This window comes from Aminipila terrae (assembly GCF_010120715.1).
In the GTDB taxonomy this organism is placed as follows: Bacteria; Bacillota; Clostridia; order Peptostreptococcales; family Anaerovoracaceae; genus Aminipila; species Aminipila terrae.
Map to the genome: position 1 here is coordinate 498,617 of NZ_CP047591.1, position 17,174 is coordinate 515,790.

The 17,174-nt window shown below is 37.0% G+C and carries 11 protein-coding genes, 1 pseudogene and 3 riboswitches; all 12 genes and pseudogenes read right to left on the reverse strand.

Features of this window, described 5'->3' with window-relative positions; all coding sequences use genetic code 11:
• Positions 1–76: 76 nt before the first annotated feature.
• The gene (locus tag Ami3637_RS02360) at positions 77–988 is read right to left on the reverse strand and encodes a dihydroorotate dehydrogenase (protein WP_202931078.1); all 912 of its coding nucleotides are present in this window, start codon (positions 986–988) and stop codon (positions 77–79) included.
• A complete protein-coding gene (locus tag Ami3637_RS02365) occupies positions 981–1,790 on the reverse strand; it encodes a dihydroorotate dehydrogenase electron transfer subunit (RefSeq protein WP_162361154.1) in 810 nt (269 codons plus the stop codon). Before Ami3637_RS02365 ends, Ami3637_RS02360 begins: the two co-directional genes overlap by 8 nt.
• A gap of 8 nt (positions 1,791–1,798) precedes the next feature.
• Positions 1,799–2,701, reverse strand: coding sequence for an orotidine-5'-phosphate decarboxylase (gene pyrF / locus Ami3637_RS02370; RefSeq protein WP_202931079.1), 903 nt, complete (start codon positions 2,699–2,701; stop codon positions 1,799–1,801).
• Between the two features lie 63 nt (positions 2,702–2,764).
• A complete protein-coding gene (locus tag Ami3637_RS02375; protein WP_162361155.1) occupies positions 2,765–4,057 on the reverse strand; it encodes a dihydroorotase in 1,293 nt (430 codons plus the stop codon).
• Positions 4,058–4,060: 3 nt separating this feature from the next.
• Entirely contained in the window at positions 4,061–4,492 is a 432-nt protein-coding gene (locus tag Ami3637_RS02380) for an aspartate carbamoyltransferase regulatory subunit (RefSeq protein ID WP_162361156.1), read from the reverse strand.
• Between the two features lie 11 nt (positions 4,493–4,503).
• Positions 4,504–5,429: pseudogene (gene pyrB / locus Ami3637_RS18895) on the reverse strand (aspartate carbamoyltransferase).
• Positions 5,430–5,477: 48 nt separating this feature from the next.
• On the reverse strand, positions 5,478–5,645 hold the full coding sequence (locus Ami3637_RS02390) for a hypothetical protein (RefSeq protein ID WP_162361157.1): 168 nt from the start codon (positions 5,643–5,645) through the stop codon (positions 5,478–5,480).
• A gap of 253 nt (positions 5,646–5,898) precedes the next feature.
• The gene (locus Ami3637_RS02395) at positions 5,899–7,224 is read right to left on the reverse strand and encodes a diaminopimelate decarboxylase family protein (protein ID WP_162361158.1); all 1,326 of its coding nucleotides are present in this window, start codon (positions 7,222–7,224) and stop codon (positions 5,899–5,901) included.
• A gap of 138 nt (positions 7,225–7,362) precedes the next feature.
• A riboswitch (cobalamin riboswitch) is annotated at positions 7,363–7,578 on the reverse strand.
• Between the two features lie 136 nt (positions 7,579–7,714).
• Positions 7,715–11,590, reverse strand: coding sequence for an S-layer homology domain-containing protein (locus Ami3637_RS02400; RefSeq protein ID WP_162361159.1), 3,876 nt, complete (start codon positions 11,588–11,590; stop codon positions 7,715–7,717).
• A gap of 74 nt (positions 11,591–11,664) precedes the next feature.
• Positions 11,665–12,189: a hypothetical protein gene (locus Ami3637_RS02405; RefSeq protein ID WP_162361160.1), complete on the reverse strand. Its 525-nt coding sequence runs from the start codon at positions 12,187–12,189 to the stop codon at positions 11,665–11,667.
• A gap of 198 nt (positions 12,190–12,387) precedes the next feature.
• Positions 12,388–12,593: riboswitch (cobalamin riboswitch) on the reverse strand.
• Between the two features lie 115 nt (positions 12,594–12,708).
• Positions 12,709–16,335 (reverse strand): S-layer homology domain-containing protein, encoded by a 3,627-nt coding sequence (locus Ami3637_RS02410; RefSeq protein WP_162361161.1) that lies wholly within the window; start codon positions 16,333–16,335, stop codon positions 12,709–12,711.
• A 330-nt stretch (positions 16,336–16,665) separates the two neighbouring features.
• A riboswitch (cobalamin riboswitch) is annotated at positions 16,666–16,848 on the reverse strand.
• A 153-nt stretch (positions 16,849–17,001) separates the two neighbouring features.
• A complete protein-coding gene (locus Ami3637_RS17205; protein ID WP_243158080.1) occupies positions 17,002–17,172 on the reverse strand; it encodes a hypothetical protein in 171 nt (56 codons plus the stop codon).
• Positions 17,173–17,174: the final 2 nt, after the last annotated feature.

Here is a 17,174-nt window from a genome sequence, read left to right on the forward strand (position 1 = left end):
CCCAAAATTGTTTCTGGTTCTTATTTTGTTTTAAATTTAACGTCTGTAAATTTAACCTTCTCTGTTTTCATTAATATTATGCATTAAAGGCCCCTCTGATATCGGCAATGGTTTTAAAACCCTGTTCCTGCATATATAGTTTAAGTTCCTGCAATATATCTACTGGAGCAGTTGGATTTACAAGAGCAGCTGTTCCCACAGAGATTATATCTGCACCTGCCATAATAAATTCAGCCGCATCTTCTCCAGTCATGATTCCTCCAAGTCCCATAATCGGTATATTAACTGCTCTTCTGACCTGATATACCATTCGTACTGCTACTGGCTTAACTGCCGGACCTGATAAACCGCCCATGATATTGGCAAGTACAGGCTTTTTTCGCTGAGTATCTATCTTCATACCAAGCAGTGTATTAATCAGTGATACACCATCGGCCCCTTCTGCTTCCACAGCCTTAGCAATTTCAGTAATGTCTGTTACATTTGGTGTCAGTTTAATAATAATGGGTTTCCTGCTGATGGCTTTTACGGCTTTTGTTACCTCTGCTGCCATTCTGGGATCTGTACCAAATCCAATGCCGCCCTTTTTTACATTGGGGCATGAAATATTAATTTCCATCATGGCTACATCTGTTTCATTAAGCATTTCTACCACAGAACAGTATTCCTCTATGGTCCTTCCTGCCACATTTGCAATAATCCTGGTGTCAAAATCTTTTAGATAAGAAATCTCTTGCTCTATAAAAGCGACAGCCCCTGGGTTTTGCAGGCCCACAGCATTTAGCATACCGCCATAAGTCTCGGCAATTCTCGGGGTAGGATTTCCTGCCCACGGTTCACTGGCTACCCCTTTAGTAATAACTGCACCAAGTTCATTGATATCATAGAATTCCCCGCTTTCTCTTGCGGAAAAAGTTCCAGAAGCTGTTGTAACAGGATTTTTCAGAGTTACACCAGCAAAATCTACGCTTAAATCCAGATTATTCATCCCAGGCAACCTCCTCTCCGAAAAATACAGGTCCATGTTTGCATACACCTCTCTGTTGTATTTCCGTACCTTGCTCCGTTTTGACTTTAACCTTGCAGGTACAACCGACACAGGCTCCATATCCGCATCCCATTCTTTCCTCTAAGGAAACCTGACATGGAATATCCTTTTCTGCACAAAAATCACTTAGTGCTCTAAGCATTACTTTTGGGCCGCAGGAGAAATATTCATCTGAACAGATATTTTTCTCTCTTATCATCTGTACGGCATTACCCTGAAATCCTGAAGTCCCATTATCCGTTGCTACATAAACTTCACTGCAATATTTTCCAAGTTCTTCAACTAAAAAGGGTTCTTCCTGGAATCCTATAGCTGCAGTCACCTGGGCGCCCTTTTCCTTCAGCTTTCTGGCTAAAAGTACCATGGGAGGAACACCAATGCCTCCTCCTACTACAGTCACTGTTTTTCCCTTATAATCATCTGTTTGGCCGCCGAATTTTTTCCCATCTATGAAATATCCATTTCCAAGGGGAGTACTTACTCTCACCTTTTCATTGGTCTTATATGCTGAAAGTTCCTTTGTGCCTTTTCCTACTACTTTATAAACAATAGTTATACTGTTTTCATCTGCATCGCAGATGCTGATTGGCCGAGGCAGTAACAGACTTTTATCCTCCAGATAAATATTTACAAACTGACCTGCTCTTATTGTTCCCATATGAGAACTGCTAATCTGCATCTTATATATATCATTTGCAATCTGATCATTGCATATAACATTCCCTGTTAATATCTTTTTCATAACTACTCCTAATACTGAAGATCTGCCTTCATGGCAAGTGCAGCATCTCTTGCCGCTTCTCCTACATTTTCTCCGTATTTGTCATTTTTCTTGTAAGCTGCTATTATTCCCCTTGAAGAATTAACAATACACCCTCTTTTATCTTTGTCGAAGAACCCTTCTAAATCGGTTCCCGTACCGCCCTGAGCTCCATATCCAGGCACTAAGAAGAAGGTGTGCGGCATCATCTTTCTTAATTTCTCACCCTGTTCTTTATGAGTCGCCCCGACTACTGCACCAATTCTACTGTAGCCCATGGTTCCCATGGACTGCATGCCCCATTCCGCAACAAGTTCTGCTACTCTTTCATAAATAGTCTTTTCATTTACGAGAATGTCCTGAAGCTGGCTGCTGGAAGGATTACTCGTCTTTACCAGTATAAATACACCTCTGTCTTTTTTATTGCATTCATCTATAAAAGGCTGGATACCATCTATCCCCAGATATGGGTTAACTGTAATCCAATCTTCTTTCCATAAATCAAACGCTTGTCCTTCTATTTCAGTGCCACCGATATGAGCCGCATAAGCTGCTGCTGTTGAAGAAATATCTCCTCTTTTTATATCACCGATTACAGCCATCCCTTTTTTGCTGGCATATTCTATGGTTTCCAGATATGCCTTAATTCCTTCTATTCCATACTTTTCATACATGGCAATCTGAGGTTTTACTGCAGGAACAATATCTTCGACGCTATCAATTATTTCTTTATTAAATTTTATAAACATCTTTCCCACAGCTTCAGGATTCTTGCCATATTTTTCGAACATTTCTGCTTTCATGGATGCTGGCATCATTTCCAGGGTTGGGTCCAGACCTACCACTGTTGGATTTTTCATAACATCAATTTTCTTCAATAATGAATCAATCATCTCTTACCTCTGTTTTCTTTCATATAACTTTTTAACTTTATCTTTTTATAAAATTTATGCGACTTATTCAGCCGCATAAACTATTCTGCCATTTACTAATGTGTATAATATTTTACCATAAACCCGCATTCCTAAGAATGGTGAATTTTTCCCCTTGGAGACAAAGTCCTCTGAATTAATTTCATATTCTTCATCTATATCTATGATAGCAAGATCTGCCGTCTTTCCGACTTCAATATTTCCTCTGTCAATGCCTAATATTTCTGCCGGCCTGCAGCTCATTTTATCAATCAGCTCCATGGCAGTCAGAATCCCGGTTTTCACAAGAAACGTATAACTCATAGCAAAAGAAGTTTCAAGTCCTACCACACCATTTAATGCTTTCTCATAGCCGCAGTTTTTTTCATCGCTGCTATGGGGTGCATGATCAGTAGCAATTACATCCAGGGTTCCATCCTGTAATGCTTTTTTTACTGCTTCCACATCCTCTTCTGTTCTTAGTGGGGGATTCATCTTCTTATTACCGTCATTACCTGTACAATTTTCATCCAAGATGAAATAATGGGGTCCCGTTTCCGCTGTAACATTTAATCCTTCAGCTTTAGCCTTTCTAATGATGTCCAGGCTTCCCTTTGTACTGATATGGCACAAATGAATGGGGGAGCCTGCTTCTTTAGCCAGCATAATATCTCTTGCAACGATTAATTCTTCCCCAATTGAAGTTCCTGCCAGGCTTCCGTCTTCCGTATGGGAGAATACCATCAGGCCGTTTGCTTTTCCTTCCAGTATTCCTTTCAGCATTAACCCTGCATTCATAACAGAACGTCCGTCTTCACTTATGGCGCAAATTCCTTTTCCCATCAGGTCTTTAGAACGGGTTTCCAAAAGAGACATTTCGTGAATCTGGGCTAAGGTTTCTCCCTTTTGTCCCTGTGTAATGCTTCCTACAGATAAAACATTTACACCGTTGGCTTCTTTCGCCTTTTCATCAATATATCTTACCACTTCCGGATTGTCTATAACAGGTTTTGTATTTGGCATGCAGCATACGGTGGTAAAACCACCTCTTGCCGCTGCCCTGCATCCAGAAAAAATGTCTTCTTTATATTCCAGTCCCGGATCCCTGAAATGTACATGAAGATCTATCAGTCCTGGTATAATCCATTTGCCTTTAGCATCTATCCTAGTAATGCCATCTGTCCCCGAGTCACTGTTTCCCCATGCTGGTATTAAACCATAGACTCCTGTTTCCGTCTCTATACAGACAATTTTTTCATCTTCTACGTAAAGATTTCCTACAGCTTGTAATCCAAAATCCGGATTAATTATAAGCCCATTCTCCACCAGAACTTTCATGAATTAATATGCTCCCTTCATGGATACAATTTCATCACAGTATTCACATCGGTACTCTCTGTTGTCAGCATCAATTAAGTGGAAAATATGTGGTGCATTTGCTTCTACTGAAGTTACACATCTTGGATTTTTACATTTAATAACGTTTGTTACTGTTTCAGGCATCTGCAATGCAATCTTTCTGACAATCTCGCCGTTCTCTATTACATTTACTGTAGCGTTTGGCTCAATTAACCCTAGTACATCTAAATTTACATCTATTACATTTTGAATCTTTACAATATCTTTTTTACCATGCTTTTTGCTGCATGCATTCATAATAAATGCAACGGTATTAGTAGTCAGATCAATATCAAGATATTCTAAAATCTTAGCACCAAGACCAGCAGTGATGTGATCAATAACGATTCCTTTTTCTATACTGTTTACTAACATATTTTCTCCTCCTAACCTTCAATTCCAAGCAGGCTCATGATAAGAGCCATTCTAACAAACATACCATTCTTGGCCTGAACAAAGTACATTGCCCTTGGATCGTCATCCACTTCAACTGCAATTTCATTTACTCTAGGAAGTGGGTGAAGGACAATCATGTTCTCCTTTGCCAGTTTCATTTTTGACTTATCTAAGATATAAGTGTCTTTTAATCTTATATAATCTTCTTCATTGAAGAATCTTTCTTTCTGTACTCTTGTCATATAAAGTACATCCAGCTTTGGCAGTGCTTCCTGCATACTTCTTACTTCTTCAAACTCAATACCATTCTTTACAAGGATTTCTTTTCTTACATATTCTGGAATCCTCAATTCTTCTGGTGAAATAAGCACGAATTTTACGTTCTTATATCTTGAAAGTGCTTTGATAAGAGAGTGGACTGTTCTGCCAAATTTCAGGTCTCCGCAACATCCTACTGTGATATTATCAAATCCCCTAAAGTCCTTCTGATTGTCAGAAGATCCGTAAGAGTCTGTGTAGGGTGCTGATGTCCTCCATCTCCTGCATTTATTACCGGCATTTCTGTACTATGGGCAGCTACTTTTGGAGCTCCTTCTTTTGGGTGTCTCATTACTGCCAGGTCTGCATAACATGCAACCGTTTTAATAGTATCTGCAATGCTTTCCCCCTTAGCCACTGAACTGGAATTAGGTTCTGAGAATCCTATAACCTGTCCCCCTAATCTCAGCATGGCTGCCTCGAAACTGAAACGTGTTCTTGTGCTTGGTTCATAAAATAAAGTAGCAAGCAGCTTACCATCGCAGGCATGTACATATTTTGAAGGTGCTTCAATGATTCTGTCAGCTAAATCAAATATTTCTTCCAGCTCCTCTAAAGAAAAGTCCATTGGTTCTAATAAATTTCTTCCTTTTAACATAATTTCAATCTCCTTTCAGGCAAAAAAAAATCTTCCACTAATGGAAGATTAAATAATACAATCATCTAAAGAAAAAGGCGCTTCTAACAAAGTTGATTTTCTGGATAATGGGAGTAAACAAATCAATTCAAAAACTGAAGGGTAAGAGGCCAGATTTTCAAATTCTTTTGTAAACTCGTAGTTCTCACTCATATATTTTTCAAAACTCATTAGCATATGTAGGGTTCCTTCCTTAATACAAATTTACAATAGAATACTAAATTTGGGTTTTTAGCAGCTGACCATCCAGCAGGTGTTACTGAAGAATCCAGATGAATTTCATACAGTATATCTCTACCATAAATTCCACAAAATCGCACTTTTCACTTTTTGGCGTGCCTAAATCTTCAATATAATACCACGCATATAAGCATGTGTCAATAGAAAATTCGGTGGCAAAACTATGTATTTTTTATTTTTGTTTTTTTAATTATATAACACATAAATTTAGTTTTTCACGAAAAGGTTCTTCCCCAGCTAGCAGATCTTCATATTGCTGGGGCCTTTTAATCTGTTTCACAGTACCATTCTTCTTAATCATTATAACCCCGGGCCTTGGTCTTCCACTAAAGTGAGAGAGATGGGTATTACTATAAGCTCCCGCATTAATAAATGCGATGAAATCACCGGCTGTTATGCTGTTAGGAAGTCGGATGCAATCAGAAGAGTCATAGGACAGTCCGCTGATTTTATATGGCATATTATGTTGCTCAGTAATTTTATTTACACATATCATCTGATCATATTCCAAATTTTTTTCAGCCTCAGCCCCAATGTTCAGACCTTCATCCAGTACTAACCAGTTTTCATTCAGATTCTTTCTATATTTTTCATTTACTATACTGGTTAAAAGGATGCCTGCAGAAGCTGCAATTTTTCTACCCGGCTCAATAATTAATTCTATGCTGTTAAAGAACTCTTTATATTCTTTTCCCGCCCATTTTTCCACCTTATCCGTATTTAATTCCTGGGATACCGCCTCTGCAATCTGCCCCATATTTTCAGATGAAATGCCTCCTCCGATATTTAAGCTTTGGGGAATAAATCCTGTGAGCTGATGCATTTTTACTGCTGTTTCAAGCATGGTAACAAAAGCCTCCCGAACAGATTCCGTTTTATATAATCCGTTCTGGATATGAAAATGATAGCCTTTTAGTTTTATGTATTTCTTATTTTTCTGAGACATTCTGATAGCTGTTCTGAGCTGTTCAAAGGTTATTCCAAATTCTGCCTCCTGTACAAGCAATTTATTCTGATTAGAGTTATAATAAGAGATTTCAGGGGCTACCATTAAAGCAATGTTCACTGGAGTATTTAAAGCCTCAGCAATTTTAACAATTCTTGTCAATTCGTAGATCGAATCTATATTAATAGATTTAACCCCGCTTTTTATGGCAAATTCAATCTCTTTAGTGGTTTTACATGCTCCCGTAAATATAATCTGCTCCCCCTCAAAGCCTGCCTGTAAACCTTTAAACAATTCTCCTCCGGAATTAACCTGCAAATTACAGCCTGCATCTCTGATAACCTGAAGATTAGCAAGAGTTGATTCACATTGAGCTGCATAATGTATACTGGTCTTATCATAGAAGGTTCTAAAGGCCACTATAACTTCGTTTACATTTTTTCTTAATTCTCTTTCTGAAAAAATATATAATGGTGAACCATATTCTTCAGCCAGTTTTGTCAAATCCCTTCCATCAAAGTATAAATGTTCTTTTTCAACTTTAAATATTTTGTTTTCAAAAATATTCATTTACAAACCTCCCAGTTAAAATAACTGTAATATAACTGCTGCCAGACTGTTTTTATAATAAAAAAAACTGCGACAAAAATCGCAGTCCGTTTTACTGTTTCACTCTATTATTCCTGCCAATTATCCATACTACCCGTGGATTGGCGTGCTCCTCATGCAGGTCTCCTGACTCGTGCCTCAACATTTCTTTTAACCTTCCCGAATGGTAATTCAGTGGTTATCTATCCTCTTCAGAATATTTCTAAAAGAAACTCTTCACTCACAGTGGCGGGTCCGCTCTGGTTTTTCACCAGATTCCCTCTTAGTCGTACTCTACTTATACGTAAAGTCGAAACATGGAAGTAATATAATTTGTTTTTTATAGTCTATCATACAGGAATTATTATTTCAAGGTATTTTAGCTAATAAAGGACAGCTGCAGAATAATTATTTTCCGCAGCTGCTTGCTTTAAAATGTTTAGAGCTAACTACAAAATTTTCTGTTATTTAACTATTTTGCTAACTTCTGAAACAGTGAAGCCATCATGGATGATGCTTCCGCTCTTGTTGCATACCCTGAAGGTTTAAAACTATACTTTCCGTCTGCTCCTTTATAACCATTTATTATGCCGCCTGTCTGCATGATTTCTATGGCTCCCCCAGCATAAGGACTGATTTTACCCTTGTCTGAAAATTCCTGTTTAAGGGCTGTCTTGGTTATTTCTTTCTTTTCAATATTTTCTAGATAGTTTTTAAGCATTACAGCCATATCCTCTCTGGATATGTTGGCATTTGGATTAAATTTGCCCTTAAATCCTTTGGAAATATTTTTTTCTGCAGCCCAGTTTACCGCTTTTGCATACCATGCATTATCTGACACATCCGTAAATACTGCACTATTGGTCACTTGGGGAGCACCAGCCTTGCTGTAAAGAATCTGTACAAATTCAGCTCTGGTTACACTTCCATTGGGATCAAAGGTAGTCTTTGTCTTGCCTTTTACTATTCCTTTATTGGCAAGATACATAACACTGTCATAGAACCATTTTCCGCTGGTCACATCTGAAAAGGCCACATTGTTATAAGTGACAGCATAATATGAAAAGTGGTTGGTTTCTCCCTTCATTGCTTTCTTTGCTTCGTCATAAGAAGCACCCTCCACCGTTTGCTGTTCTCCTTTATCACTGACATAAATAATTTTCAGGTTTTCCTTCTTCTCATTTGCTCCTAAAGAATATGGAAGATAGAAGGTCACCTTCCCATTCTTAAAATCAGTGATTGCTTTGTCGTTGGAAACGGCGGAAAGATTAAACACAGGACGGCCTGCAAGCTCTGGTATATTTGTAGTAACAGGATTTGAAGAAGCGTCAACTTTTTCAATAGCCAGCTTGATATCGCTGCCACCAGCCTCTGCAACCAACGCAGACAGGGCTTCCTGACTAAACCTCATATCCCCTGTAGGCGTAGTGATGCTTAATATACCTTTTTCCTTTACTATGTCTTTTGCAGAGGACGTTGGTAAAGTAGTAACCACTGCATCGGCTTTGTCATCTGCTTTTACCACAATCGATACTTCTGGTATTAACTCCTTGCTTGAGTTTTTCACCGCTTCCATAGCCTTTTTCAATGCTTCTGTCATGTCCTTTGAAGAAACAGCAGCTGCCGCTTTTCCGTCGCGATCTGGTTTGGCAGTAACCTGAACAGTCTCTTTAGCTGAAGCCTTTTGATCGTCGGTTTTAGTTGCTGAATTTTCATGATCCCAATTTCCCTCATAGCCAGTTTCTTTTTTATAATCATCTGTATAGAACCATAAGATTTCATCATTATTTTTTAATTTTCTTTTTGCATATCCTTGATCAGCAATCTTTCCATTTTGTCGATACATCCATCCACTATTGGGACCGTTATCAAATTCACCCAGCCATCCAACTCCAGGCCCTTTGATTTTTGAAATATAATTACCATCCGTATCATCAAAGTCAATCCCGGCATTGTATAACATCATATCGGTCAAATATTTTACTGTGGACCCTTTGGGTACTTCTACTGCCGTGGTTTTAATCCACACCTGTTCCTTATGTTTTCCTTTTTCTCCATGTTTATCATCCCCGGTCAACGTGAATGAAACCTTCAGGTTGTCCAGGTTCTCCGTGCTTTCTTTTGTCTGCCTGTTTACCTTAATTATGTATTTGTTTTGAGTTTTTTGATCCGTTGAAGTTGCTGTTATGTCGAAGCAGTTTTCTCCTTCTTTTAAGCTTATATTATCCGATATAATACCAGATTTTAATTCCACATCACTTCCGCTGATTCCACTTACTCTCATTGATATATTCGGGTTTAACGCATTAAGTTTCAATTTTATATTCTCTATGTTATTAGCAACATTAAAAGAGTATATATTATTTTCTGCCTGTTCCGCCGTTATTGCCTGATCACCTGGGGTTAAAACTATAGAGCTCAAGTCTGCATTTGTTGCAGGATCTCCGCCTCCAGTACATTTTATTACATAAATAACAGGTTCTTTCCTGCCATTTTGAAGTATGACACGAAGCATCCGACTACCGTCGGATTTTAACAAACCTGTATAATTGGCTTCACTTTGGTAAATTTCATTATTCACTGAAATATTATCTCCTGAAGCTCCCTTTACTGAAACTTTAACTGTTGCCTTTGACTGATCATTTAAGTCCATTTCATAATACTTTGTATTATTTTCTTCTATAGCTGCAACGGGAGTCAAAGCAAGTACATCTTTACCATTTATGGTTAATGAAGAAGCTTCGCTTGTTTTTCCCACTGCTTCATTATCCGTCACCGCTCTGGCTAAAGTTCCAACTTCTACAGAATTTTCTCCAAGGACTTTGTTTACAATATCTACAGCGGACTGAACACGAACATACTGAATGCTGTTTAATTTTACGGGTTTACCATCTTGATCCACAGCCCAGGACAGGTCAAAACAATCACCAATATTATTAACATGCTCTTTTGAATAAGGATTTCCTGCTTTAGCTGTAATGGTATACTCTGTCTCAGCATCTTTAGTTTCAGAACATTTATGATAATCTGCGTAACCAAAAACAGCCTTTGGTGCTATATCCTCAATGTTGTTTTCTCCTTTTTTTGCTAAAAGAACAGCATTGATTTTAGAGCCATCCTTTAAGGTAGCTTCCCTGTTCCAGTCCGTCATTAATTCATAATGCCTGGAACCAGCCAAGGTATACCAACTTTCTCCGTCTTCTGATACCAGAACATTTCCCAGCTCGGGAGCAGTACTGTTAGCATATGCAAATCCATTCCCATAAACAATAAAATCAACCCCATACGGGTTAGTTTCAGAATTCAAAATAGGTTCTTTGAATTTAAATGTTATATATCCCCCAAATCCACCAAGAGATAGATACTTATCAAACCTGGTTGTTGGCTTCAGCAGGAAGTCTGCTTCACCATTTTTTATATCCAGCCTTCCTACCTTTTTAGTTTTAATCATTCCTACGAATTGACCCACGGCCGGTTTATAGTCAACTACCTCCATGGCTGCATCTGATGGAACTGTAGTATCTTTCTTTATAAATGAAAATTCATATTTATTTTCTTTTCGTATTCCAAGATCTTCATTAGTAAATGAAGCAATAATATTCGCTTTTTCAAAATTCTCTGTTTCGTATATGTATTTTCCTTCTGGAGATTTTGATAATTCATTTTCCTCTGAAACGGTTTCCTTATACAATTTTACACCGTCATAAGTATTAAAACACAAATTAGCCTTGTCTGTATTCTGCGGCAGGTAAATCCGGTTAATAAATTCACCAGAATTCCATGATAAATTATAATAATCAGCAGGATCAACGGTTAATCCCTTAATAAAAGGATCCTGTACATTTGTATTTACACCATAGACTATAACTTTATATGTATGTCCATTTGTAAATTCAAAATTTACAATAGTGCCTTCTTTATTTGCAGTTAAATTTTTACCCTTTAAGTAAAAAGAAACGCTCATTGCGGAGGAGATTTTTTTACCTTCATCATCGTTAATCTTAATTGTTAGCCCAACATCTTTGCTATTCCAATCTGAAGAAGACATCTGAAAAGAAAAAATTTTATCACTGTCAGAAGTAGTATAAGCATGATACTCTAAACATTCTGAAGAAAATCCAGTTAAACCAGTCTCTTTCCCTGATCCATCAACTTGAAATAAAGTACCTGCCGGTTTTTCTTTTATTTTAACATTAATACTAGGTGTAGTTATAAATTTTCCTAATCCTTTTACAACACTATTATTTGCAAATGAAATAGTTGGCAAAACTGCCAAACCACCAGCCATTAGTAAAAAAATTAGTAACCAGGCTATTAATCTTCTGTGATTCATTCTTATAATGTTCAAAATAATTACCTCTTTTTTCATAATTAAAATTGGCGGAAATCAAGTGATTCCCGCCATTCCAGCTTCCGTGTTTGTTATTTCCAACGATATTCCAGTGCTTCAAAACTTAATGTAACTGATGCATCTGATGTCAGTAACTTTTCACCCATAGAAACGGTTGGATAATCATTTGTACTCTGTGGCATATTGTCTGGAGTATTAACAAAATACATCCATGAAAGACCATCATAAACGTTTTCATGAGTTGTCTCATCATATGAATAGGAATCTTCATTTATATAGTTAACTCCGTCATAAGTAGCTGATTTAAGGAAATTTCCAGTCCATTCAGCTGTTGTCAACAGTCCTGATTTTTCTGCTACAGCTTTATTTATTGCATCTTTCACTGACTGTCCAGACTGAACAGTAACCTGTATAGGTGTTGTTGTTAATACTGTCTGCACGGGGCTGGTACCCATTCTATCTACTTCCTGCACATAAATATTCACATGTACGGTACCATTTGTCTTTTCTGCTGCAAATGACACACTTGCCATAGCGAAAACCATTACCAATGCCAAAGCTACGGCAAAGATTCTTTTGTTTAATAGTTTTTTCATTTTGTCCTCCTTTGAATCACGCCTTCTCTGATAACCTTATTGTCCTCAGAAAAAAATAATAAATTATTTATTTCAAACCCCTTTTGAGGCCTAAAATCCAAATAAAAAGACTGTGGTATCTCTACCACAGTCCGTTTCTACTGTTTATATTTGCAGTTGTTTGTCACACCGCTATCAACGCTTGCCATTTTACCCTTGACACGTTTTCTTATTCATGCAGGTTTTCTGACTTGTGTTTCTGCATTCTTTTCAACCTTCCCAAATAAAACATACTCAGTGGTCATTTGCTCTCACAAATTCAGAAAAGAACTCCTCACTTACAGCGGCGGGTCCGTGCCGGACTTAAACCGGCTTCCCTTTTAACTGCCAACTTCCGTTAACAGACATGAATAACTATTAAATTATTTCCTATATCCATAATATAATATTTTATTCGAGATTTCAAAGGTGTTTTAATTACTTATTTCTACAGATTTCGACAAGTTATAATTGCATATTACTTTTTTCGTTCTTGTTCAATTATAAATAATTCTGCATTAAAACAGAAATCATTTTCGAACACTCTGCTCTTGTTGCATTTTCTTTTGGAGCAAAGTTGTACGCAGTTTTCCCACTAATGATTCCTGCCTTTTGCAGTTCTGCTACTGCTGATTCTGCATAACTTCCGATTTGATCTTTGTCAGAGAATTTCACTTCTTTATTAACTTCGCTGAGTTTTTTTTGCTCAATCTTAGTCATATATCTTGAAAGGATTACAGCCATATCCTGTCTCGTAATGCTTTCATTTGGATTAAATGATACCGTACCATCATTGTTTGAATTTCCTGTTACCAGCCCCGTCTCAGCTGCCCATGCTGCTGAGTTTGCAAACCAGACTCCTTTTTTAGCATCTTTAAATTTAGAATCATCATATTTACTTAAATCGGCCCCTGACAGGTTGGCAAGTATTTGAACAAATTCAGCCCTGGTAACCTTATCATTTGGCGCAAATCCTGCATTATTTACACCTTTTACCACATCTCTTGCTGCTAAGTATACAATCTGATCCTTTGCCCAATGTTTTGATATATCATCAAAGGAAATGTTATTATAACCTACCGCGTAATTAGAAAAATGATTGGTTGAAAAAGTCAGTATCTTTGTCTTGGAATCATATTTGCAGTCTTTAACTGTTTGTAAATTTCCACTGTCGTTTATATAATAAACAACAATTCCATTTACATTTTCACTCTCTGCTGCTGTATACGGTATTGAAACTTGTACATTATTTGCAAAATTAGAGATTTTCTTATCTCCTACCGTTAAATTAAAGTCAAAAATTGGTCTGTTGCCGACTTTCTCCTTAATTTTACTCTTACTTTCTTCTGAAATATTTCCTTCTTTAGCAATGTCTATTTTTCTTACTGACAGCTTGGCATCCCCATTGATGTTCTTTGACATAAGCTCTAAATTCTGTTTATCAAAAACAATATCTGCAAGAGGGGTTTGCACAGTTACAACATCAACCTTCTTATTTAGTTCCACCATAGAGTCTTTAGGCAGTTTGGTTTCTACCTCTTTTGCCTTATCATCTGCCTTTACCACTATCTTCACTTCTTTTTTAGCTGTAGAACCTGATTTTTCTGAGGCTTTTACAACAGCCTCTATAGCATCACTAATATCTTTTGTCTTTACTTCTGCCAATGCCTTTCCATCTTTATCTGTTGTGGCTTGCACTTCAGTTTTTCCTGTGGCTTTATCTTTTTCAGTTTCTTCCAGAGCCTTAATAGCTGATTTTCCTCCAGCTGCCTCTACTGCATCCGGATCTTTTGTCCAGTCCGTGGTATAGTACCATACGATATTATCTCCATCGTATAAATTACACTTGGTCAATGCATTAGCAGGAACTTTACCATTCACACTATAAAGCCATCCTGAATTTTTTCCTTTGTCAAACTCAGATAAACACTTGCCTGATGGGTTAGTTATAGAAGATACGTAGTTTTTATTTGATATTATATAATTAAATCCCTTTTCATTTAAAACTTTAGTAAATGCATGATATACGGTTGCATCTGACTTCACAGTAGTAGTTGTCTTAGGAATCCAGGTTCCTGCATCTGATTTTAATATAAATGACACATTAATTTCTTTATCAGACACTGGATCTTTAGGCGTTTCTTCCTTTCCCCCTGTTCCATTGGCATAGGCATCCGTTTTAGCTATTTTTGAGAAATCATACACATTGTATGGCTGACCATTTTCCATCACTTCTGATGCAGCAATCAATGCCAGAAAGCCCTGGACTGTGGCATATTCATCATACTTACCTTCAGTAACGTAAAATCCGTCATTTGAATCTAATTTATAACTCAAAAGACCATCAACTACACTTTTCCCATTTTTTATGAATCGACTGTCTGTATCAGGATTAATACCTAGTTGTGCCAGAGTGATGATAATAGAAGCATCACTGTAAGGATTCCCGTAACTTCCATTAATGTCCTGTTTCTCAGATAAGGCTAATATTATCTTGTCTATTTCAGGTTTTACATCCTCTCGGTTGTAGTATGGAGCTAATCCCTGCAATACCATTGCCGGGGTGTCTACTCCCCAACTCCAGTCCGCATTTTTTAGTTGATCAATCAAATAGTTTATATATATTATTTTTAAGTCATCAGTATTGTAGTTTCCCTGATTTAATGACAACAGCACATAAGGGGCTATTGTCGAATACCAACCCTGCTTTGCATCTTCCAGCTTAATATTTTTTAATTGACTGACCGCATCTATTTTAGTTTTGTTTACTGTCCATAGCGCTGTAGGATCACACCCAAAAGCACTCATTCCATTGATGGCGTTTGCAAACTTATTGGCATTGACAGATGCTTTTTTATCAAGAGTTGTAATATCAGAAACGGTCTTGTTGATAAATGCCTGCTTAGCATCTGGGGATACGACCTTAATTGTATCTGAAGAAGTATTTTTATAGGCACTCATTCCCACGGCTTGCCACCATGTTGCAGAAGATCCCCACCATTCAGAATTTTTAGCTGCATAAACTGATGCAATCTTGTCTTTTATTTCTTTCATCTGTGCTTCATCTTTGACAATCTTCGGATCCTTAGCTGCTTTAACTGTAATATTAAAAGATTTCGTATCTGATACACTTCCATAAGCAATATTAGCTGTTAGCTTAACTGTCTTTTTTTCACCTATGGTTTGAGTAACCGTTCCATCATTACTTATAGTGGATTGATCATTTGAGGTCCAAGTAATAGTAGTGTTGCCACTTTTCCCGTTGGCAGGTAGGTTTAAATTTTTATCTATATCATCTATTGAAGTATTTTCTCCTCCAAAATTACTAAAAGTGAGTTTCTCTTTATCTTCACGGACATATTCTTCTTTGTCTTCATTACTTACAGGATCAGTAACAATCACCTTACAGATTGGAGGAATAATATTTACCCCTTCCTTTTGAGCTGAAACATAATAAACCCCTGGATTTTCAAAGGAAATAGTAATTTTTCCATCTTTATCAGTAATCCACTCTGCACTTTCGTTAGCAGGTATATTAGCAGTACTCAGATCACCAATTAAAATTTTAGCTTGTGCAAGAGGCTTATTTACAGTCTCCTTATTCATCATTCCATTAGGTCCATTGATAATATCATTATATTTTAAAGTCAAAGACAACTCACTATTTTTATCAACAGTAACATTTTGCTTATCAAAACGTGCATAGATGTCCGTTAGATAATCATTATAAATTGTCCCTTCTATATCATCCCCCTCAAACACTGGATTCTGTCGATTTAGTACCATCTTACCATTAACAAAATAGCCAATGTCCATAGTATTGTTTCCCCAGAATCTTGAAAATACTTTATCTTCAGAAGCAACATAATCTCCTTCATAATATTTATTATGTGCTGCTACAAGTGCATCAAAGGCAGTAGCTCCTTTTGATACTGTAATAGGTACTCGTACCATACCAGTTTCACTATCTTTTGAAAATTGAAGTTGACCTTCCGCGCTTATGGTCACATAAACTGTTATCAAATCTGCACTATCTGCAAAAGCAGTCATGGGTATCGTGGTAAATGTCATAATTAATATTAATAAAAATGACATAGCCCTTTTTAGTAATTTATTTGTCTTTTTCATATGATTTTCATTTTCTCCTTCATTAACATTATTTATTTCTATAAATCATCGCGTAAGCGTTATCAAGTAGTTATTTACCTGTTTTCATCCCATAAAAAGGTAACAAAAAAACTGCAGCATTTCTGCTACAGTCCGTTTTCTCTGTAATATCCCCCTTATTGTCTGTGCCTAATATTTAAATTTCCTTATTATCAACAACAAAAACAAGAGAATTAATAATACAAAAAAACTGTAGCATATTGCTACAGTCCGTTTTTCTCTGTATGTAGTACGTTTAATAGTATAAAGAAAATACAAATATTTTCATCACTCTGCCGATTAACCGTCGGTTCGTTTCTAACATCCTATGCAGGTCTTCTGGCTCACGTATCAACGTTTCTTCCTGCCTTCCCGAAAACATTTCAGTGGCATATAGGAGAAACTACCCGTTTACAGCGGCGGTACCGCGCAGGCTTTTAACCTGCTTCCCTCTTAGCTGCATAGCTTATGGTCACCTTAGTTACAATTAACATGTTAGACATTTTAGCCTCGCAGAACATAAATGCTTTATTAAGTTTTACTATTAAATGGTAACATTAATATGTAATCATTGTCAAGATATCTTCTACATTATTCTACAAATTTCTACACAGTATCTTTATCTGATTTATCTATTGTTTTATGTAATCATTCCTGTATCAGCCCATATTTTACTTTAATTCGGTCCAGCTTTTCAAGCATGGCTTCTGCCATAATCCACAGAAAAAATACCGTTGACGTAGCATGGACCAGATCCACTGGAACTCCTCTCATATAGGCTAGTATAAACATTTCCACTGTTGGCTTTGAATAAAACATAA

Excerpts from the sequence above, each read along its gene's own strand:
- Ami3637_RS02405 (WP_162361160.1), bottom strand. The coding sequence starts at position 12,189 with ATGAAAAAACTATTAAACAAAAGAATCTTTGCCGTAGCTTTGGCATTG.
- Ami3637_RS02410 (WP_162361161.1), bottom strand. The coding sequence starts at position 16,335 with ATGAAAAAGACAAATAAATTACTAAAAAGGGCTATGTCATTTTTATTA.
- Ami3637_RS02380 (WP_162361156.1), bottom strand. The coding sequence starts at position 4,492 with ATGTTAGTAAACAGTATAGAAAAAGGAATCGTTATTGATCACATCACT.
- pyrF (WP_202931079.1), bottom strand. The coding sequence starts at position 2,701 with ATGATTGATTCATTATTGAAGAAAATTGATGTTATGAAAAATCCAACA.
- Ami3637_RS02375 (WP_162361155.1), bottom strand. The coding sequence starts at position 4,057 with ATGAAAGTTCTGGTGGAGAATGGGCTTATAATTAATCCGGATTTTGGA.
- Ami3637_RS17205 (WP_243158080.1), bottom strand. The coding sequence starts at position 17,172 with ATGTTTTATTCAAAGCCAACAGTGGAAATGTTTATACTAGCCTATATG.
- Ami3637_RS02390 (WP_162361157.1), bottom strand. The coding sequence starts at position 5,645 with ATGCTAATGAGTTTTGAAAAATATATGAGTGAGAACTACGAGTTTACA.
- Ami3637_RS02395 (WP_162361158.1), bottom strand. The coding sequence starts at position 7,224 with ATGAATATTTTTGAAAACAAAATATTTAAAGTTGAAAAAGAACATTTA.
- Ami3637_RS02360 (WP_202931078.1), bottom strand. The coding sequence starts at position 988 with ATGAATAATCTGGATTTAAGCGTAGATTTTGCTGGTGTAACTCTGAAA.
- Ami3637_RS02365 (WP_162361154.1), bottom strand. The coding sequence starts at position 1,790 with ATGAAAAAGATATTAACAGGGAATGTTATATGCAATGATCAGATTGCA.